The organism is Oryzomicrobium sp., from assembly GCF_021287045.1.
Lineage (GTDB): Bacteria > Pseudomonadota > Gammaproteobacteria > Burkholderiales > Rhodocyclaceae > Oryzomicrobium.
This window is the reverse complement of record NZ_JAJTBG010000001.1, coordinates 337,137-356,842: the sequence shown is the minus strand read 5'-3', so window position 1 is coordinate 356,842 and position 19,706 is coordinate 337,137. Positions and strand designations below refer to the sequence as shown.

Annotated in this window: 14 protein-coding genes; 8 read left to right on the top strand and 6 right to left on the bottom strand. The window is 67.2% G+C overall.

Translation table 11 applies throughout. The features are described from left to right. The first annotated feature begins 174 nt into the window (after positions 1-174). From LWW89_RS01635 to LWW89_RS01620, 4 genes are all read left to right on the top strand, one after another. Positions 175-1,173: an NAD(P)H-quinone oxidoreductase gene (locus LWW89_RS01635; RefSeq protein ID WP_293260110.1), complete on the top strand. Its 999-nt coding sequence runs from the start codon at positions 175-177 to the stop codon at positions 1,171-1,173. Positions 1,174-1,229: 56 nt separating this feature from the next. After that, entirely contained in the window at positions 1,230-2,444 is a 1,215-nt protein-coding gene (locus LWW89_RS01630) for a DUF2252 domain-containing protein (RefSeq protein WP_293260107.1), read from the top strand. A 144-nt stretch (positions 2,445-2,588) separates the two neighbouring features. Further along, positions 2,589-3,941, top strand: coding sequence for a DUF3300 domain-containing protein (locus LWW89_RS01625; protein WP_293260104.1), 1,353 nt, complete (start codon positions 2,589-2,591; stop codon positions 3,939-3,941). Positions 3,942-4,005: 64 nt separating this feature from the next. Then, positions 4,006-5,058: a DUF2950 domain-containing protein gene (locus LWW89_RS01620; protein ID WP_293260101.1), complete on the top strand. Its 1,053-nt coding sequence runs from the start codon at positions 4,006-4,008 to the stop codon at positions 5,056-5,058. 102 nt (positions 5,059-5,160) lie between these two features. Here LWW89_RS01620 and LWW89_RS01615 read toward each other — a convergent pair whose 3' ends face one another. The 6 genes from LWW89_RS01615 to LWW89_RS01590 all read right to left on the bottom strand — a co-directional run bounded on the left by LWW89_RS01615 (position 5,161) and on the right by LWW89_RS01590 (position 13,180). Further along, on the bottom strand, positions 5,161-6,030 hold the full coding sequence (locus LWW89_RS01615) for an HDOD domain-containing protein (protein WP_293260098.1): 870 nt from the start codon (positions 6,028-6,030) through the stop codon (positions 5,161-5,163). A 309-nt stretch (positions 6,031-6,339) separates the two neighbouring features. After that, positions 6,340-8,847 carry a DNA topoisomerase IV subunit A gene (gene parC, locus LWW89_RS01610; protein ID WP_293260095.1) on the bottom strand — a complete coding sequence of 836 codons (2,508 nt, stop codon included), beginning with the start codon at positions 8,845-8,847 and terminating at the stop codon, positions 6,340-6,342. A 22-nt stretch (positions 8,848-8,869) separates the two neighbouring features. Next, the gene (parE, locus tag LWW89_RS01605) at positions 8,870-10,831 is read right to left on the bottom strand and encodes a DNA topoisomerase IV subunit B (RefSeq protein WP_293260092.1); all 1,962 of its coding nucleotides are present in this window, start codon (positions 10,829-10,831) and stop codon (positions 8,870-8,872) included. 469 nt (positions 10,832-11,300) lie between these two features. After that, positions 11,301-11,996, bottom strand: coding sequence for an SRPBCC family protein (locus LWW89_RS01600; protein WP_293260089.1), 696 nt, complete (start codon positions 11,994-11,996; stop codon positions 11,301-11,303). Between the two features lie 52 nt (positions 11,997-12,048). After that, a complete protein-coding gene (locus LWW89_RS01595; RefSeq protein ID WP_293260086.1) occupies positions 12,049-12,627 on the bottom strand; it encodes a chorismate lyase in 579 nt (192 codons plus the stop codon). Positions 12,628-12,667: 40 nt separating this feature from the next. Continuing rightward, a complete protein-coding gene (locus LWW89_RS01590) occupies positions 12,668-13,180 on the bottom strand; it encodes a DUF192 domain-containing protein (RefSeq protein WP_365780833.1) in 513 nt (170 codons plus the stop codon). Between the two features lie 341 nt (positions 13,181-13,521). Here LWW89_RS01590 and LWW89_RS01585 point away from each other — a divergent pair, with 341 nt between their 5' ends. From LWW89_RS01585 to fliD, 4 genes are all read left to right on the top strand, one after another. Beyond that, the gene (locus tag LWW89_RS01585) at positions 13,522-15,045 is read left to right on the top strand and encodes a flagellin (protein WP_293260083.1); all 1,524 of its coding nucleotides are present in this window, start codon (positions 13,522-13,524) and stop codon (positions 15,043-15,045) included. A gap of 221 nt (positions 15,046-15,266) precedes the next feature. Continuing rightward, positions 15,267-16,808, top strand: coding sequence for a flagellin (locus tag LWW89_RS01580; RefSeq protein ID WP_293260080.1), 1,542 nt, complete (start codon positions 15,267-15,269; stop codon positions 16,806-16,808). Between the two features lie 83 nt (positions 16,809-16,891). Next, the gene (locus tag LWW89_RS01575) at positions 16,892-17,299 is read left to right on the top strand and encodes a flagellar protein FlaG (protein ID WP_293260077.1); all 408 of its coding nucleotides are present in this window, start codon (positions 16,892-16,894) and stop codon (positions 17,297-17,299) included. A gap of 53 nt (positions 17,300-17,352) precedes the next feature. Then, positions 17,353-19,701, top strand: coding sequence for a flagellar filament capping protein FliD (fliD, locus tag LWW89_RS01570; RefSeq protein WP_293260074.1), 2,349 nt, complete (start codon positions 17,353-17,355; stop codon positions 19,699-19,701). Positions 19,702-19,706: the final 5 nt, after the last annotated feature.

Genomic DNA, 19,706 nt, shown 5'->3' with positions numbered 1-19,706 from the left:
GGGCGCCATTGTAGCGCCCCGGCGGCACGCTGCCGCGCGCTTCGGCGGAACCCGGTCAGCACCAGCCGTATATCATGGCTGCATCGTCAGACCCGCCCGGCAGGCGCCCCCCGCCCCGGGACCTTGCCGCCCACCGCTTGCGCTGGGCGCGTTTCATCGTTTTTCGAGGATGCCATGCTGCCCGACTCCATGCGCTACGTCGCCTACACCCCCTCCCCAGACCCGGCCACCCTGCACGTGGCCCAAGGCCCGGTGCCCAAGCCCGGCCCCGGCGAGATTCTCGTCCAGGTGCGCTATGCCGGCATCAACCGGCCCGACGTGTTCCAGCGCAAGGGGCTCTACCCGCCCCCGCCGGGGGCCTCGCCGATCCTGGGCCTGGAGGTGGCCGGCCAGGTGGCCGCCCTGGGCGAGGGCGTGGATGCCTGGCGGGTGGGGGACCCGGTCGTCGCCCTGGCCCCGGGGGGCGGCTACGCCGAATACTGCGCGGTGCCCGCCGGCCACGCCCTGCCGGTGCCGGCCGGCGTGCCGCTCGAACAGGCCGCCGGCCTGCCCGAGAACTGGTTCACCGTGTGGTCCAACCTGCGCGACATCGCCCATCTCAAGGCCGGCGAGCGGTTGCTGGTGCACGGCGGTTCCAGCGGCATCGGCCTGGCCGCCATCCAGCTCGGCAAGCTCACCGGCGCCCAGGTGTTCACCACCGTGGGCAACGCCGAGAAGGCCGCCACCTGCCGCGCCTTCGGCGCCGATGGGGTGGTGGAATACCGCCGCCAGGACTTCGTCGAGGAAATCCGCGCCGCCACCAACGGCGAAGGAGTGGACGTGATCCTCGACATGGTGGGGGGCGACTACATCCAGAAGAACGTTTCCCTGCTGCGCCGCGACGGCCGGCTGGTGTACATCGCCTTCCTCAATGGCAGCAAGGTGCCTTTCGACTTCCTGCCGGTGATGACCAAGCGCCTGACCATCACCGGCTCGACCCTGCGCCCGCGCAGCCGCGAGGAGAAGGAAGCGATCCGCGACGCCCTGCTCGCACACGTCTGGCCGGCCCTTGCCGAGGGCCGGGTGAAATCCCGCATTCACGCCACTTTCCCCATGGAACAGGCGGCTGAAGCCCACCGGCTGATGGAATCGAGCGCCCACATCGGCAAGATCCTGCTCGCCGTGGCGCCCTGATCCGTCCCGCGATCCGCCCCGCCGTTCCCGTCCCCCGCCACGAAGAAAGGACCGCCATGTTCGACGCCCTCACCTGCATCCGCGACTACAACGCCGGCCGCGACCCGGAGCGCCTGGTGCTCAAGTACCGCAACATGCGCGCGAGCCCCTTCGTCTTCCTGCGCGGCACCTGCCACCTGTTCTACGACCGCCTGCCCAACGAACGCATCTTCCGCCACGCCCCGGCGGCCTGGGTGTGCGGCGACCTGCACCTGGAGAACTTCGGCAGCTACAAGGGCGACAACCGGCTCGCCTACTTCGACCTGAACGATTTCGACGAGGCGGCCCTGGCCCCCTGCACCTGGGACCCGGTGCGGCTGCTCACCAGCATCCTGGTGGCCGCCGCCAGCCTCAAGGTGAACCGGGCCGAGGCCCTGGCCCTGGGCCAGGTGTTCCTAGAGGGCTACGCCAATGGGTTGGCCCAGGGCAAGGCCCGCTGGATCGAGCGGGACACCGCCGAGGGCCTGGTGCGCGAACTGCTCGACAGCCTGCGCAACCGCCCCCGCTCCGCCTTCCTCGACAGCCGTAGCACCCTCAAGTCCCCCAAGGGGCGCAAGCGGGTCCTGCGCGCCGACGGCCGCAAGGCCCTGCCCGCCAGCGCCAAGCAGCGGGCCAAGGTGGAAGCCTTCATGGCCGCCTTCGCCAAGACCCAGCCCAACCCGGAGTTCTACAAGGTCATCGACGTGGCCCGGCGCATCGCCGGCACCGGCAGCCTGGGGGTGGACCGCTACGCCATCCTGGTGGCCGGCAAGGGCTCGCCGGACGGCAACTACATCCTGGACCTGAAGGAGGCCCTGCCCTCCTCCCTGGTCCCCCACCTGCACCTCAAGCAGCCCCGCTGGAAGAGCGAGGCGGAACGGGTGGTGGCGGTGCAGCGGCGCTCCCAGGCGGTATCCATGGCCTTTCTCCAGCCGGTGACGATGGGCAAGAAGGCCTACATCCTGCGCGGCCTCCTGCCCAGCGAGGACCGGGTGGCCCTGGACGGCGGCAACGGGCGCAAGCTGCGCCGCCTGGAAAGCGTGCTGCGCACCATGGGCGAACTGGCGGCCTGGGACCAGCTGCGCAGCAGCGGCCGGGACGGCTCGGCCAGTGCCGACGAATTGATCGATTTCGGCCACGACCCGCGCTGGCGCCCCACCCTGCTGTCCCTGGCCGAGGGCTGCGCCGAGCAGGTGAAGGACGACTGGAAAGCCTACGCCACCGCTTACGACGACGGCTTCTACACCCTCTAGCAGGGCAGCCGCCCCGGTCTGGCCGGGGCTTACGCTTTTTTACAGGGCGGGGACGAACCGGGGCGGTAGCGTGGCCCTCTAACCTTGAAGGCCCGAACGCGGCATCGCCGCGCTCGGGTGTCCGTCACCACAAGGAGGCCGATCATGAAGGCGACGCTGTGGCGCGCCCTAGCCTGGGTTGCCGCGATCCTGGCCCTGGCCTGGCCGGCGGCGGACTATGCCCAGGTCCAGACACCGGCACCGGCGCCGTTCAGCGCACCCCAGCTGGAACAGCTGGTGGCCCCCATCGCCCTCTATCCTGACCCCCTGCTGGGGCAAATCCTGATCGCCGCCACCTACCCCCTGGAAGTGGTGGAGGCCGCCCGTTGGCTCCAGGAGCCGGGCAACGCGGACCTGAAGGGCAACCGGCTGGCGGTGGCCCTGCAAGCCCAGGATTGGGACCCGAGCGTGAAGTCCCTGGTGCCCTTTCCCCAAATCCTGCAAATGATGAACGACCAGCTGGCCTGGATGCAGCGCCTCGGCGACGCCTTCCTGGCCCAGCAACCCGAGGTGATGGACGCGGTGCAGCGCCTGCGCGCCCGGGCCCGGGCGGCGGGCACCCTGCGCTCGACGCCCCAGGCCGTGGTCTCCGAGGACGGCCCGGAGACCCTGATCGAGCCCGCCGACGCCCAGTACGTCTACCTGCCGGCCTACGATCCGGCCACGGTGTACGGCGTCTGGCCCTACCCGGCCTACCCGCCCTACTACTTCCCCCTCTACCCGACGGATTTCGCCCTCGGCATCGACTACGGCCTGGCCTTTGCCGTGGTGGTGCCCCTGTGGGGCTGGGGAATCTTCGACTGGCACCATCACTACCTGCGCGTCGATCCGGCCCGCTTCAACGCCATCAACTGGCACCGCCCGCCGGTAACGTCCGGCATCTGGCAGCACGATCCCGCCCACCGGGGCAGCGTGCCCTATCGGGACCCGGCCACCCGTGCCCGCTTCCTCGGCGCCCAGGGCTCCCCGGAAGCCCAGCGGACGTTCCGCGGCTATCCCGCCGCCGGGCCCAATGCCGGGCAGGTGCCCGGCGCCCTGCGCGGCCAGGCCGGTGCCGGCCCGACGCCGGTCCAACCCCGCTCGCCGGGCAGTGCCGGCTTCCAGACGCCGAACCGTCCCAACGCCCCCCCGTCCGTTTCACAACCCGTTCCCCAATCCAGGCCCCAGCAACCGTCGGCCCCGCTCTATGAAGCACCGCCGGAACGGCAGTTCAACCGGCCCCAGGAACGCCCATTCCAGGCGCCTCGGCCCGCACCGGCGGTGGAACGGCCCATCCCCGCGCCGGCCCCGGTCTATCGCCCGGCCCCGCCCCCGGTGTTCGAATCCTACGGCCGGGGCGCCGAAATCCGCGGCCAGGCCGAGCGCGGCTGGGAAAGCCGCCAGTCCATGCCGGCGCCGGCCCCCCATGGCGGCGGCGACAGCGGCGGCCGGCAGCAAGGCGGCGGCCACCACCGCTGATCCAGCCAGCCCCGGCCCAGTTTTGCCCCTTCAACGACGCATGGACGACACCGGCGGAACCACCATGGCCCACACCATCCCCCGCATCCAGCCCATTCACCGTACCCCCCTCGCCCGCATCGGCGCGGCCCTCGCCACCGCCCTGGTGCTCCATGCCGCCGGCGCCCAGGCCGGCGGGCACGGCATGGGTGGGCAACGCACCTTCGCCACGCCGGAACAGGCCGGCGAGGCCCTGGCCGCCGCCTGGCACAGCGGCCGGACGGCGGACCTGGCGCGCCTCTTCGGCCCCCGGGGCCAGCGCCTGCTCCACAGCGACGATCCGGCCGCCACGCAACACGCCCGGGCCACCCTGGCTGCCGCCTACGACGCCCACCACGCCATCGAGCCGGTGGGGGACGACCGGGCCCTGCTGATCCTGGGCCAGGACAATTTCCCGTTTCCCATCCCCCTGGCCAAGGCGGGCAAGGGCTGGCGCTTCGACACCCGGGCCGGCGAGGAAGAAATCCTGTCCCGGCGCATCGGCCGCAACGAATTGAACGCCATCCAGGTCTGCCGCGCCTATGTGGAAGCCCAGCGGGAATATGCCCTGCGCCACACCGACGCCGATGGCCGGCGCCGCTACGCCGAGCGGCTGGGAAGCAGCGACGGCCGGCAGGACGGGCTGTACTGGCCCCAGGGGCAGGAAGGGCAGAATGAACCGGAAAGCCCTCTGGGCCCCATGGTGGCCGCGGCGGCCAGCGGCGAGCAGCCCCCGGGCGGCATCGCGCCGGCGCCGTACCACGGCTACTACTACCGCATCCTGACCCGGCAAGGGGCCCACGCCCCGGGCGGGGCGGCCGACTATGTGGAAAACGGGCGCCTGAGCGGCGGCTTTGCCCTGGTGGCCTTCCCGGCGCGCTACGGCGAAACCGGGGTGATGACCTTCATCGTCAACCAGAACGGGATCGTCTTCGAGAAGAATTTGGGCCCCCGCACCGATGTGCTGGCGCGGGAGATGAGCCGTTACGACCCGGACCCGAGCTGGCGCATTCCCAAGCGCCAGCTGCCGCGGACCACCGCGGCCACCGCACCCGCCGCCCCAGTTGCTCCCGCCGCCGCAACAGCGCCGGGGCGCTGACTGGCTGACACAGGGCGGCACTTAGGCCGCGCACCCTGAGGCCGTTGCGCCGGCAGGCCGGAGAGGCCCCCGGATCGGGCAGCGTCCAGGGCGTCAGACGGGTCAGACGAACTCGGCGCGGATTTCCTCGCAACGCTGCTTGATTTCGTCGCGCAGCGAGAGGTAGGTATCGCCGAGGGATTCCTCCCATTCGGCCACCATTTCCTTATCCTGGCCGAGCCACTCGAACAGGCCGCCGCCCAGGATGTTGGCGACGAAGATGACGTCGCCGAGGCTCTTCGGCGTCACCGGCACAGGGCGCGGCTGGTCATGGTCGCGCAGGGCCTCGATCAACCCTTCTTCCAGGCCCAGGGCATGGAACAGGGTGTCGCCGATGCTCTCGTGCCACTGGATGATTAGGTAGCGCACCGTGTCGGGCCGGACCCGCAGCTCTTCGTACTGGGCCGCCCGGTAGAGCATGTAGAAGGCCCCCAGGTCGTGGATCAGCCCGGCCAGCATGGCTTCCCCCGGGTTGATGCGGGTGAGCCGGGCGGCGATCACGCTGGCGGCGCTGGCGGTTTGCAGCGAGTGCTCCCACAGGCTGGTCATCAGCTCGCTGAAGCAGGCCATGTCCCGGGCCAGGATGAGCTGCTTCATGGCGGTGGAGATCGCCACCGTGCGCACAGTCTTCAGCCCCACCCGCTCCACGGCGCCGCGCAGGTCGCGGACCTTGTTGTCGCCCGGGCAGAAGGCGGCGGAATTGGCCAGGTGCAGCAGCTTGCTGCTGATCAGGGGCTCGGCGCCGAGCAGGGTGACGACATGGCCCAGGGCCACGTCGGGGTCGTTGAGCGCCTTGCGCAGGCGCACCACCACGTCGAAGCAGGTGGGAAAGGTGACATCGCCCTGCAACTCCTTGGCGATGTCTTCCAGCATCTGAAAGCGCTGAGCGTTCAGCGCGGCCCCGGTTTTGTTCTCGCTTGCGATGGGGTCCATGGGTATCCCTCGTGTCCGGCAGAAATAGCATTGTGCAAATGCAATGGTATACCGGAGCCGCCGGGAAGAAACGCGCAAAAACTGGCAAAAAGCGGCAAATTGCCGTAATCCCGCCCCGCCACCCCGCCGCTCCGGCAGCCGAATCGGTCGGACGCGCCCCTCCGCCCCCGGCTAACAAGGCTCCCCATCATGTGAAACGCCGCGACTGGCGCGGCGTTTCACAGGGTGTGAACGGGGTGTGCCTGGAGACTGGCTCCTGGCGCGGGGTTTGGCGCAGGCCCTGGGAAAAGGCTGATCGGCTTTGGCCAGTCAGGCCTTGTTTTCCTCCACGGCCCGCACCAGCACCGGCTTGCCGGCGGCGTCCGGGGTCTTCTTGCCCTTGCGCGCACGCTGGCTCAGGTACTCGCCGATGGCGCCGCCGGCAATGGTCGCCACCTTTTTTGCCCCGGCGCGGCCGGTGCCTTCCACCACCACCGCCGGGTCGGTGACCACCGCCACCGAAATCAGGCTGGCGTTGTCGGCCAGGCCCATCAGGATCACGCCCTTGCCGCCGCCGGACAGTTCCTTAACGTCGAGCAGGGGGAAGATCAGCAGCTTCTCGTCCGAGGACAGGGCGGCGACCATGGGCACCTCGCCGGTTTTCAGCGGCGTCGGCGGCAGGATGGCGGCGCCGTCGTCCACCGTGACAAACTGCTTGCCGGCCTTGGTGCGGCCGATCATGTCGCCCAAGCGGCAGGTGAAGCCGTAGCCGGCGCTGGTGGCGATCAGCAGGCCCAGGTCGGCGGGGCCGGCGACGAAGGCGGCGAGCTTGGCCCCGGCGGTGTCGATCATGGAGGTGATCGGCGCGCCGTCGCCCCGGCCGCCCGGGATGCTGGCCACGGGAATCGAGCAGGCCCGGCCGTTGTCGAGCAGCAGGATGGCCTGGTCCACGGTGCGGCAGGCGCTGGTGGCGAACAGGCCGTCCCCTTCCTTGAAGGTGATGGTGCCCAGATCCACGCCGTGGCCCTGGCGGGTGCGGATGAAGCCCTTCTTCGACAGGATCACGGTCACCGGCTCGTCCACCACGGCCTGGGTGACCTGGGCGCGGGAGGCTTCCTCGATGACGGTGCGGCGCTCGTCGCCGTACTTGGCGGCGTCGTCCTTGATCTCCTTGATGATCTGGGCGGTCATGGCGGCCGGATCGTCGAGCAGGCGGTTGAGTTCGCCCCGCTCGATTTCCAGTTCCGACAGTTCCTGCTCGATCTTGATCGCTTCCAGCCGGGCCAACTGGCGCAGGCGGATTTCCAGGATGTCCTCGGCCTGACGCTCGGTGAGGTGGAAGCGCACGATCAGGTCGGCCTTGGGCTCGTCCGACTCGCGGATCAGGGCGATCACCTCGTCGATGTTGAGCAGCACCAGGCGCCGCCCTTCGAGGATGTGGATGCGGTCTTCCACCTGGTTGAGGCGGTGCTCGCAGCGCCGCTGCACGGTGGTGCGGCGGAAGGTGGTCCACTCGTCGAGCAGGCCGCGCAGGGTGCGCTGGCCGGGCCGGCCGTCCAGGCCCAGGGCCACCAGGTTGATGGAGGCGGAACTCTCCAGGCTGGTGTGGGCGAGCAGCAGGGTGGCGAATTCCTGGGGGTCGAGCTTGGAGGAGCGAGGCTCGAACACCAGGCGCACGGCGTGGTCCTTGTCCGATTCGTCGCGCACCCGGTCGAGCTGGGCCAGGATCAGCTGCTTGGTCTGGCTCTGCTCCTGGGTGAGGGTCTTCTTGCCCTTCTTGACCTTGGGATTGGTCAGTTCCTCGATCTCTTCGAGCACCTTCTGGGACGAGGTGCCCGGCGGCAGCTCGGTCACCACCAGCTGCCACTGGCCCCGGGCCAGTTCCTCGACCGTGTAGCGGGCACGAACCTTGAGGGAGCCGCGGCCGCTCTCGTAGGCGTCGCGGATCTCGGCGGCGGTGGAGATGATCTGGCCGCCCCCCGGGTAGTCCGGGCCCTGGACGTGTTCGAGCAGCTCGGCGGTGGTCAGCTCGGGCTTCTTGAGCAGGGCCACGGCGGCCTTGGCCACTTCGCGCAGGTTGTGGGAGGGAATCTCGGTGGCCATGCCCACGGCGATGCCCGAGGCGCCGTTGAGCAGCAGCATCGGCAGCCGGGCCGGCAGGTACTGGGGCTCCTTGAAGGCGCCGTCGTAGTTGGGCTGGAAGTCGACGGTGCCCTTGTCAATCTCGGCCAGCAGCAGCTGGGCGATGGGGGTGAGGCGGCATTCGGTGTAGCGCATCGCCGCCGCCCCGTCGCCGTCCCGGGAACCGAAGTTGCCGTGGCCGTCCACCAGGGGATAGCGCAGGGAAAAGTCCTGGGCCACCCGCACCATGGCGTCGTACACCGCGGTGTCGCCGTGGGGGTGGTACTTACCGATCACGTCCCCCACCACCCGGGCCGACTTGACCGGCTTGGTGGTGGCGTTGAGCCCCAGCTCGTGCATGGCGAAGATGATGCGCCGCTGCACCGGCTTCATGCCGTCGGCGGTGTCGGGAATGGCCCGGGAGCGCACCACGCTCATGGCGTAGCGCAGGTAGGCGTCCTCGGCGTAGCGGTGCAGGGGGAACGGGGATTCGCCGTCCCAGACGAAGGGAGTGGGGGTCTGGGGAGGCGCCGGCGGGGCGGCGGGGCCCGGGGCCGGGAGGTCCAGATCGGCGGCGTCGGCCGGAGCGTCGTCGCCGGCGGCGGACAGGGCCAGGTCGGCCTCGTCCTGCACGGCCGTGCCGGTTTCCGTCTCCGTCGCCATGGCGGCGCCCGGGGCGAACAGGTCCGGCGTCAGGTCGTCGGTGGGGTGGGTCATGGTCTGCCTACTCTAATCTGCGTCAAACGTCGGCTTCGACTTCGTTGCCGCGCCGTTCCATCCATTCCCGGCGGGAGCCGGATTCGCCCTTGCCCATGAGCATGCGCATCATGGCCACCATCTCGTCCCAGCCGGCCCGGTCGATGCTGATCTGCACCAGACGGCGGGTATCCGGGTTGAGGGTGGTTTCCCAGAGCTGTTCGGCGCTCATCTCGCCCAGGCCCTTGAAGCGGCTGATCGACACCCGGTCGGCCTTGATGCCGTCGCGGCCGAGCTTGTCGAGCAGGGCCTCCCGCTCTTCCTCGTCCAAGGCGTAGAGCTTCTTCGGCGGCCGGTTCTTGCCCTGGCCCGGCACGTCGAGGCGGAACAGGGGCGGCTGGGCCACATAGACGTGGCCCCGGGCCACCAGCATCGGAAAGTGGCGGCAGAACAGGGTGAGCAGCAGGGTCTGGATGTGGGAGCCATCCACGTCCGCGTCCGACAGCACGATCAGCTTGTGGTAGCGCAGGCCGGACAGGTCGGCGTTGTCGTTGAAGTCGTGGGGCTCGATGCCCAGGGCCACGGCGATGTCGTGGACCTCGGCGTTGCCGTAGAGGCTGTCGCGCTCCACTTCCCAGGTGTTGAGCACCTTGCCGCGCAGGGGCAGCACGGCCTGGAATTCCTTGCTGCGGCCCTGCTTGGCCGAGCCGCCGGCGGAATCGCCTTCTACCAGGAACAGTTCGGCCCGGGCGGCCTCGTCGGTTTCGCAGTCGGTGAGTTTGCCGGGCAGCACGGCCACGCCGCTGCTCTTCTTCTTTTCCACCTTCTGGGCGGCGCGCAGGCGGCTCTGGGCCTGCTTGATGGCCAGCTCGGCGAGCTTCTTGGCGTCGTCCACGTGCTCGTTGAGCCACAGCTCGAAGGGGTCGCGGATCATGCTGCCGACCAGGCGCACCGCGTCGCGGCTGTTCAGGCGGTCCTTAGTCTGGCCTTGGAAGGACGGATCGAGGACCCGGGCCGAGAGGACGAAGCTGGCCCGGCCGAACAGGTCGTCGGGCAAGAGTTTGACGCCCTTGGGCACCAGGCTGTGGTGCTCCATGAAGGTCTTCAGGGCACCGAACACCCCTTCGCGCAGGCCGGCTTCGTGGGTGCCGCCGCCGGGGGTGGGGATCAGGTTCACGTAGGACTCGCGCACCGCCCCGCCACCCTCCTCGCTCCAGGCCACCGACCAGGCGGCGCCCTCGCCCTCGGCGAAGGTGTCGTCGTCACGGCTGGTGATGTACTTCTCGCCAACGATCATCGGCACCAGCAGGTCGCTGCCGGAAAGCTGCTCGGCCAGGTAGTCGCGCATGCCCGATTCGTACATCCAGACCTTTTCCTCGCCGGTCTTTTCCACCGTGAAGCTGACCTGGAAGCGCGGCAGCAGCACGGCCTTGGAGCGCAGGGTGCGCTCCAGCTCGTGGCGCGGAATGGTCGGGGAATCGAAGTATTTGACGTCGGGCCAGACCCGCACCCGGGTGCCGCTGGCGCGCTTGGGCGCGTCGCCGACCCGCACCAGGGGCTCGATCACGTCGCCGCCGGAAAACACCAGGCGGTGCATGGCGCCGTCGCGCACCACCTCGACTTCGAGCCGGGTGGACAGGGCGTTGGTGACCGACACGCCGACGCCGTGCAGGCCGCCGGAGAAGGTGTAGGCACCGCCGGCGCCCTTGTTGAACTTACCGCCGGCGTGGAGGCGGGTATAGACCACTTCCACCGTCGGCACCCCTTCCACCGGGTGGATTTCCACCGGGATGCCGCGGCCGTCGTCGGCCACCGAGACGGAGCCGTCGTCGTGGAGGATCACCGAAAGGCGCTTGGCGTGGCCGGCGATGGCCTCGTCGGCGGCGTTGTCGATCACCTCCTGGATGATATGCAGGGGGTTCTCGGTGCGGGTGTACATCCCGGGCCGCAGCTTGACGGGCTCCAGGCCCTTCAGTACGGCAATGTCGCTGGCGTTGTAGCTCATGAACGGGGATCGGAAATGAAGGGGGCAAAGCGATGTCGGTGCGAATGATACGGCCTGATCCCCCCAGACCGAAATTTGCCGCTGCCGGACGGGTTGCCGGCCCAGGCAACCCGACTGCCGGGATGGTTTGCCGCCAGGCCAGGAAGCGCCGCCATGGCGAACCGCCAGGCCTGCGGGGCACCACGCATTCGCCAAGACGGGGCCCCCGCGCCGCCAGCTCAGCCGGGTGCCGCGATGGTGAGGGGTCGGGGCGTGTATCGAACGCCGGATACTTGAAAAAAATTAATATATTTCGCCAGCATGAAAACAAAGGTCCGCACCCCTATTGGATCTTGTAGCCATGCTCCGTACGAAACATTAAAAAAATTCAAGTATCGGGCTAAAGCCACCCCGCCCTACCCGCCCTTTTTGCTTTGTTCTCCCCGCGCCCCTTCTGCACTGAAGAAAACCTGGGGCAACCGTGCCCCCGTCAGTGCGCAGCCTGGGCGTGGCGGCGGATCATTTCCTGGACCATGGCGGTGAACTGCTCGGCCACCTCGTGGCGCACCGCCGCCGGGCCGATCAGGGGCGGCAGGCCGAGTTCGGGAACGATCCAGGCGTGGTAGTGGAAGCGGGTCTCCGGGGGCTCCGGCGCCCCCTCGGCCCGCACCGCCTCGAAGCGCAGCTCCGATTCCATGTGCTTGGTGGTGCCGGCGACGCCCTTGGCCAGGATGCGGTCGGGCAGCAGCTCCACGTCCCGCACCGACGAAAAGCCCACCGAGAACAGGCCGTAGCGCATCCGCCCCTGCTGCTGCACCCGCAGGTGGCTGCCGTCCCGGGACAGCACCTCGCTCTTTTCCACGTTGGGCACGAAGGCGGCCATGTGGGCGAAGTCGCTCAACACCGTGTAAGCCACCCGGCGCGGCACCGGGGCGCGCACGTCCACGTCCACCGTGAATCCGCCCGTGTCCCCGTCGTTGCCGGCCACCGCATCGTCGCTGGGGAGGCGGGAGGCGCCGGGCAGGCGCTTGACCACCACCTGGGCCGGCATCACGCCGACCATGGTGGCGGGCCCGTCCTCGGCGGCGGCGAACCCCGCCGGCAGGCACGCGGCCAGGGCCCAGGCGAAGGCGGCCAGGCCGATCCGGCCCGGACGCAAGGCTGCAAAAGGAGTAGGAAATTTCATGCCCCGGTTATATCCGGAGCCTCTGACACGCTTCTGACCCGCGCCCGCCGCCCTACCCGGCGGGCGGCGGCGGCAGGCCCGGCAGGAAGACCTCGGTCACCAGCACCGACTTGCCGGCGCCGGAAAACAGGGAACGCCGCGCCAGGAAGCGGCCGGACGAGCGGGGCAGCAGCGCCTGGTCTTCCACCATCGCATGACGAGCCGCCTCGCGGCCCAGGCCGTGGCGGCCGTCCAGCCAGCGAAAGCGCAGGGGGCCGCGCTGGATGCGAGGGTCGGCGAACAGGGCGCCGCCAAGGGGACGCCGCCCCAGGCCGCGAAAGATCCGGTCGAAGGGATGGCGCGGGGCCAGGGGCAAGAGGGTATGCCCATACACTGCCGGCTGGCCATCGCACACCAGGGCCACCTGGCGCACCCGGGCCAGAACGCCGGGGCGCAGGCCGAGCAGGCGCGCTTCGTCCGGACGGGGGACGGTCCGGCCCTCGAAAAGCGGCACGACGGCAAAGGAGGAACTGGCCGCCACCAGGCGGCGGGTCAGGGAATGCCGGCCGGTCAGCCAGGCGCGCAACGGACGCAACCGGTCCGGCACCGCCACATGGCCGCGCCAGGGCGAACGGGGTACAGCGGAGCTCACTGCGGAATCAAGGAAGCAAGGGACGACCGGCCACCGGACCTCAGCGCGCCGCCGGGGCGCGTTCGATCCCTTGGAGGTGGACGCCGGCCTTCAGCCCCCGGGCGTTGAACCAGCCGCCGTTCATCTCCAGGGCGTAGCTGGCCGGCTCGGATGCGCAATGGTTGGTGTCGGTGCGAGGCTGCATCTCGGCCACGTTGATGATGCGCCCCTGGCTGTCGAGAAAGGCCACGGACAGGGGCAGCAGGGTGTTGCGCATCCACATGCAATGGCGCGCCGCCTGGGGGAAGACGAACAGCATGCCCTGGTTGAGGGGCAGCGCGGTGCGGTACATCAACCCCTTTTCCCGGGTGTCGGGGGTCGCCGCCACTTCCGCCTCGATGCGGTACATGCCGGCGGCCAGCTCCATGCGGGGGAACTCCTGGGCCGCCGGACCGGGCCCGGTGACGACCAGGGCCGCCGGCAGTGCCGCCAGGGCGGAGCGGGAAAAACAGCGCCCCAACAGCAGTCGGCCGCGGGCATGAAGTCGGGCGAAAAAAGGCAGGATTTCAGGCATGGGGGCGACTGTACCGGCAGCGCCCGGCGGAGGCAATGGCCGGCTCGGCATAGATCGAGGCGTCCGTCACCTGTCCAAACCGCTTGTCGCAGTCAGCCTGAATGCAGGGGATGGCCGGCCTCGCCGCCCCCCGGCAATGCCGGCGGCAAATATTGCCGCCCCACCTGACACCAGCCTGCCATGCCTGGCAAACCCCACGCCAGTCGGGGCCTGACAAAACCTGGCACGGCTGATGCTTAATTCCGCTCGTCAAAGTCGGACGTCCGTGCCGGCTTGGTTCCGGCCCGCACAGCACTCATGTCCAGCTTGCACTGGGGTGTCACCCCGACGAGGAGATTACGATGCCGCAAATGATCAACACCAATATTCCGTCGCTGAACGCGCAGCGGAACCTGAACAGCACCCAGAACTCCCTGTCCACGTCCTTGCAGCGCTTGTCTTCCGGCCTACGCATCAACAGCGCCAAGGACGACGCCGCCGGTCTGGCCATCTCCCAACGGATGACCGCCCAGATCAACGGCCTGGACCAGGCCCAGCGCAACGCCAACGACGGCATCTCCCTCTCCCAGACCGCTGAAGGCGCCCTCCAGTCCTCCGGCGACATCCTGCAGCGTATCCGCGCCCTGGCCGTCCAGTCCGCCAACGCCTCCAACTCCGCGTCCGACCGCCAGGCCCTCAACGCCGAAGTCGGCCAGCTCAGCCAGGAACTGGACCGCATCGCCCAGACCACCCAGTTCAACGGCCAGAACCTGCTCGACGGTTCCTTCACCTCTGCCACCTTCCAGGTGGGTGCCAATGCGGGACAGACGATCACTATGACCTCGTCCAACTTCCGCACCAGCGCCTATGGCAACTACCGCATCGGCGCCGAGGTTGCCCAGATCGCGAACGGCCCTGGCGACCTGACCACGGGATCAACTGCAGGCACCAACAAGTCCACCGCCAGTGCGTCCGCCGTCTATGTCGCAAATACCGCTCCGACCAGCGCTATCGTTGCCGACAAACTGACCGTCAACGGCTCCGCCGGCAGTTCCGTAGTCACCATCAACGCCGGGGACAGCGCCAAGACCGTCGCCGCCAACATCAACAAGGCGTCTGGCACCACGGGCGTTACCGCCAGTGCCAAGACCGAATTCGATGTCACATTTACCGCGAACCAGAGCTACGCCCTCGATCTCTATTCCAACAACGGCGCCACGCCGGTAACCGTTTCCTTCACCGTCGGCACCAACAACGCCGATGGCCTGTCAGCCGCCGTCAACGCCTTCAACGACGTATCCGCCAAAACCGGCATAACCGCCCGGGTCAACGACAGCGGCGATGGCATCACCTTGCTCAATGCTTCGGGCGAAAACGTGGGCATCGGCAACACCGCAGCTTCGGGCGGCACGGTTACAGCTGCCGGGGTGGGGATAACGGCAGGAAATGCCACCTCGGTCAACGGCCAATTGACCATCGATTCTGGCAAAAGCTTCGGCATCGCCACGACCAATGGCGCAAACAACTCCACGTCTTTCTTCATCAACACGGCCGATGCTGCCGTGCTGCAAAAAGTCAGCGACATGGATGTAAGCTCGGTCGATGCGGCCAATCGCACCCTGGCCATGGTCGATTCCGCACTATCCACCATCAGCGGGCAACGTGCCAACTATGGCGCCATGCAGTCCCGCTTCACCAACGCCATTTCCAACCTGCAGACCTCTTCAGAGAACCTTTCTGCATCCCGGTCGCGCATCCAGGACACTGACTTTGCCGCCGAAACCGCCAACCTGAGCCGTGCCCAGGTGTTGCAGCAGGCCGGCACCGCGATGCTGGCCCAGGCCAACAACCTGCCGCAGAACGTGCTGAAGCTGCTGCAAGGCTAACCCGCCGATCCCTGCCTGCAAGCCCGCCTCCATGGCGGGCTTTTTCTTTTTAAGGCCGCCATGGGATGCTGACCTTCGAAACGCTCGAATGCCCCCCAAAAAAAATTGAATGCCGGCCTCAAGTTCTCCACTCTCCCGACGTTAAAGGACTCAAGACGCTGACAAAGCACTTCGGTGCCCCAGATGTCGAAGGCCTGAACTTTCGCTAAAGGAGCTATCAAATGCCCGCCATCATCAACACCAACGTTGCCTCCCTGAATGCGCAACGTAACCTGACCAATTCGCAGAACTCGCTGTCCACCTCCCTGCAGCGCCTGTCTTCCGGCCTCCGCATCAACAGCGCCAAGGACGACGCCGCCGGTCTGGCCATCTCCCAACGGATGACCGCCCAGATCAACGGCCTGGACCAGGCCCAGCGCAACGCCAACGACGGCATCTCCCTCTCCCAGACCGCTGAAGGCGCCCTCCAGTCCTCCGGCGACATCCTGCAGCGTATCCGCGCCCTGGCCGTCCAGTCCGCCAACGCCTCCAACTCCGCGTCCGACCGCCAGGCCCTCAACGCCGAAGTCGGCCAGCTCAGCCAGGAACTGGACCGCATCGCCCAGACCACCCAGTTCAACGGCCAGAACCTGCTCGACGGTTCCATGACCTCCGCCACCTTCCAGGTGGGTGCCAACGCCGGTCAGACCATCACCATGACCTCGGCCAACTTCCGCACCAGCGCCTACGGCAACTACCGCATCGGCGCCCAGGTTGCCGCGACCGCCAACGGTGTCGGCGATCTGACGATGAACTCGACGGCGGGCACCAACCAGTCCACCGCCCAAGCCGGTGCCGCCTATACCAGCGGCACCACGGTCCTGAAAAGCAACATCGCCGCCGACACCCTGACCATCAACGGCTCGGCCGGCAGTTCAGCCGTCACCATCACTGCTGGAGACAGCGCTAAGACCGTTGCCGCCAACATCAACAAGGCCTCCGGCAACACCGGCGTCACCGCCAGCGCCAAGACCGAGTTCGACGTCACCTTTGCCGCAAACCAGAGCTACACCCTCGACGTCTTCTCCAACTCCAACATTGGCACCAAAACGCCGGTAACCGTCTCCTTCACCGTCGGCGCCAACAACGCCGACGGCCTCTCGGCCGCCGTCAATGCCTTCAACGACGTGTCGTCCAAGACCGGCGTCACCGCCCGGATCAACGATTCCGGCGATGGCATCACCCTGCTCAATGCCTCGGGTGAAAACGTTGGTCTCGGCAGCCAAGACGCCGCCGCTTCCGGCTCGGATATCAAGGTTGCCGGTACCTCGGTGACTGCCGGCCAGGGCACCATCGTCAGCGGCCAGCTGACCTTCGATTCGAACAAGAGCTTCAGTATCAGCGCCGCCAAGGGTAACAATAACGACACGTCGTTCATCACGGGAGCCACCCTGACTTCCGGTCAACTGCAGAAGGTCAGCGATCTGGACGTGAGCTCGGTGGATTCGGCCAACCGCACCCTGGCCATCGTGGATTCGGCCCTGGCCGCCATCAACGGGCAGCGCGCCAACTACGGCGCCATGCAGTCCCGCTTCACCAACGCCATCTCCAACCTGCAATCCACGTCGGAGAACCTGACGGCCTCCCGGTCGCGCATCCAGGACACCGACTTCGCCTCGGAAACCGCCAATCTGAGCCGCGCCCAGGTGCTGCAGCAAGCCGGTACCGCCATGCTGGCCCAGGCCAACTCGCTGCCCAACAGCGTGCTCTCCCTGCTCCGCTAACAGCGCGTAAGGGTTGAGCTTCAAGGGCGCGGCAGCGGAAACGCTTCCGCGCCCTCTCTCCATGGAGCGATAGGAGGTTCATCATGAATATCCAGCCCCTCGGTTCTCAAGGCACCATCCCGGCGATTCAGCCATCCACCGCGCCCACGCCTGGCACCGCGTCTCAGAATGCTGCGTCTTCCGCCTCTGGGGCCGCACAACAGGCGCAATCTGGCACGGTAAATGCTCAAGAAAGCCGGAGTGCATCCGGTTCATCGACCCAGGTCGATCGGTCTGAACTGGACAAAGCCGTCAAGGAAATTCAGAACTTCATCAAAGACACCAACACCAGCCTTGACTTTCACGTGGACAAGGATACGGACAAGCTGGTGGTAAAAGTGGTCGACACCTCGACCAAGGAAGTCATCAAGCAGATTCCCTCCGAGGACATGCTGGCGCTCGCCAAGGCCCTCGACAAGCTCAAGGGGCTGCTGGTGTCGCAGAAGGCCTGAGTCTGTAAGCAACACCGGGGACACGTCCCCACCCACCTTTCAGGAGCATCGTCATGGCCAGTATTTCTTCCCCCGGCATCGGCTCGGGCCTGGACGTCACCGGCATCGTCTCGAAGCTGATGTCGATCGAGAGCCAGCCCCTCCAGGCACTGGACAAGAAAGAAGCCAGCTACCAGGCGCAGCTGTCGGCCTTCGGCTCCCTGAAAGGCACCCTGTCTTCGCTGCAAAGCTCCCTGACCGCGCTGGGCTCCGCGTCGGCGTTCAATACGATGAAGACATCCGTCTCGGACAGCACGGTCTTCTCCGCATCTGCGGGCACCAATGCAACGAGCGGCAGCTATTCGGTGGAAGTAAAGACCCTGGCCCAGGCGCAGAAGCTGTCATCGACCACTTTCGCCAATACCAGCGCCCCGGTCGGCACGGGTTCGATCACGATTCAGTTCGGCACCTACGACAGCGTGAACAACACGTTCACCGTGAACCCGGACAAGAGTTCCACCAGCATCACCATCAACCCCAACAGCAACAGCCTGACCGGCATCCGTGACGCCATCAACTCCGCCAAGGCGGGGGTGACGGCCTCGATCGTGAACGACGGCACCGGCAACCGCCTCGTCATTTCGTCGAACGACACCGGCCAGGCCAACAGCATGAAGATTACGGTGAGCGATGCCGACGGCGCCAATGGCGACGCCAATGGCCTTTCCCAGCTTGCCTACGATCCGACTACGGCAGCGGGGGCCGGCAAGAACATGACCCAGACCATGGCGGCGCAGAACGCCACCGCCACCATCGACGGCATGTTCATCACCAAGGCCAGCAACACCATCACCGACGCCATCCAGGGCGTCACGCTGAACCTCACCAAGGCAGTCCCCGGCACTACCAACACCCTGACAGTCAGCCAGGACACCACGGCCGCCCAAACCGCCATCCAGGGCTTCGTCAAGGCATATAACGATGCCATCAAGGCTCTGAAGCAGGCATCGGCCTACAACGCCGACACCAAGACCGCGGCGATCCTGCAGGGTGACGCCACCGTGCGCACGATCACCACGCAGCTGCAAAACGCCGTCAGCTCTCCGCTTTCCACGTCGGCGGGTGGTTTTCAACGCCTGTCGGATGTCGGCATCAGCGTACAGCGGGACGGCACGCTGCAAATCGACAATACCAAGCTGACCGCTGCTTTCAACGACCCGAACAACGACATCACCGGCCTGTTTGCCAGCCTGGGCAAGACCAGCGATAGCCTGATCAGTTTTTCGTCGTCGAACAACAAGGCGACGCCGGGCACCTACAACATCAACATCACCCAGATCGCGAGCCAGGGCAAGCTCACCCCGAGCGCTGCCCCGTCGACCCTGACGATCGACAACACTAACCAGAACCTCACCGTCGCGGTAGATGGAACCTCCGCTTCGATTGCGCTGACTGCTGGTAAGTACACCCTGCAACAGCTGGCATCCGAGTTGCAGTCGAAGATCAACGGTTCCACCACCCTGAGTAAGGCAGGCAGCAGCGTCACGGTGAGCGTTGACGGTACCCAAGGCAAGGTTGCCGGTTCTGCCGCCGCAGGGCTGACTTACAACCCGGGCGATCCCCTCCAAATTTCGGTCGACGGCAACACACAGAGCATCGATCTCACCGACGGCACCAACCCGGCAACTTTTGCCACCGTCGGCGATCTTGCCAACAGCCTGCAGACCAAGCTCAATACCGCCTTCGGCAACAACAAAGTATTGGTCAGCGTCAGCAACGGCGCTATTTCCCTGACCTCCACCAGCGTCGGCACCACGTCCCAGGTCAGCGTGAGCAGCACCGATGGCAACGGCAACGCCAGCGCCAATGCCAGCACCTTGTTCGGTACCGCCGTCAGTACCAATGGTACCGGCACCGGCGGCCTGCTGGTGACCTCCAACAAGTATGGCTCAGCCTCCAATGTCACCATTTCCGGCGACGGCGCTTCGGCCCTGTTCGGCTCATCGCGCTCCAACACAGCCGGCACCGACGTACAAGGCACCATCGGCGGCTACCCGGCCTCCGGCAGCGGCCAGGCCCTCACGGGCGGCCCCGGCCCGGCCGAAGGCCTCAAGATCAACGTCACCGGCGGCCAGACCGGTGACCGAGGCACCATCACCTACGACCGGGGCTTTGCCTTCCAGCTGAACCAGTTGCTCGATAGCGTCATCGGCACTAGTGGAACGCTCCAGGCCCGTACCGACGGCATCAACAGCACGATCAAGAGCATCGACGACCAGCGCACCACCCTCAGCACTCGTCTGACCGCATTGCAGGCCCAGTACATGGCCCGGTACACTGCGCTCGATACCTTGATGTCCCAGATGACCCAAACCAGCTCCTACTTGACCCAGCAACTGGCGAGCATCAAGGCAAGTTCTTAAGAGGC

Bases quoted from the DNA above. Each gene is read 5' to 3' on its own strand.
- LWW89_RS01590 (WP_365780833.1), bottom strand. From the start codon at position 13,180: ATGCCTGAAATCCTGCCTTTTTTCGCCCGACTTCATGCCCGCGGCCGA.
- LWW89_RS01630 (WP_293260107.1), top strand. From the start codon at position 1,230: ATGTTCGACGCCCTCACCTGCATCCGCGACTACAACGCCGGCCGCGAC.
- LWW89_RS01585 (WP_293260083.1), top strand. From the start codon at position 13,522: ATGCCGCAAATGATCAACACCAATATTCCGTCGCTGAACGCGCAGCGG.
- LWW89_RS01625 (WP_293260104.1), top strand. From the start codon at position 2,589: ATGAAGGCGACGCTGTGGCGCGCCCTAGCCTGGGTTGCCGCGATCCTG.
- LWW89_RS01580 (WP_293260080.1), top strand. From the start codon at position 15,267: ATGCCCGCCATCATCAACACCAACGTTGCCTCCCTGAATGCGCAACGT.
- LWW89_RS01600 (WP_293260089.1), bottom strand. From the start codon at position 11,996: ATGAAATTTCCTACTCCTTTTGCAGCCTTGCGTCCGGGCCGGATCGGC.
- fliD (WP_293260074.1), top strand. From the start codon at position 17,353: ATGGCCAGTATTTCTTCCCCCGGCATCGGCTCGGGCCTGGACGTCACC.
- parC (WP_293260095.1), bottom strand. From the start codon at position 8,847: ATGACCCACCCCACCGACGACCTGACGCCGGACCTGTTCGCCCCGGGC.
- LWW89_RS01620 (WP_293260101.1), top strand. From the start codon at position 4,006: ATGGCCCACACCATCCCCCGCATCCAGCCCATTCACCGTACCCCCCTC.
- LWW89_RS01575 (WP_293260077.1), top strand. From the start codon at position 16,892: ATGAATATCCAGCCCCTCGGTTCTCAAGGCACCATCCCGGCGATTCAG.
- LWW89_RS01615 (WP_293260098.1), bottom strand. From the start codon at position 6,030: ATGGACCCCATCGCAAGCGAGAACAAAACCGGGGCCGCGCTGAACGCT.
- parE (WP_293260092.1), bottom strand. From the start codon at position 10,831: ATGAGCTACAACGCCAGCGACATTGCCGTACTGAAGGGCCTGGAGCCC.
- LWW89_RS01635 (WP_293260110.1), top strand. From the start codon at position 175: ATGCTGCCCGACTCCATGCGCTACGTCGCCTACACCCCCTCCCCAGAC.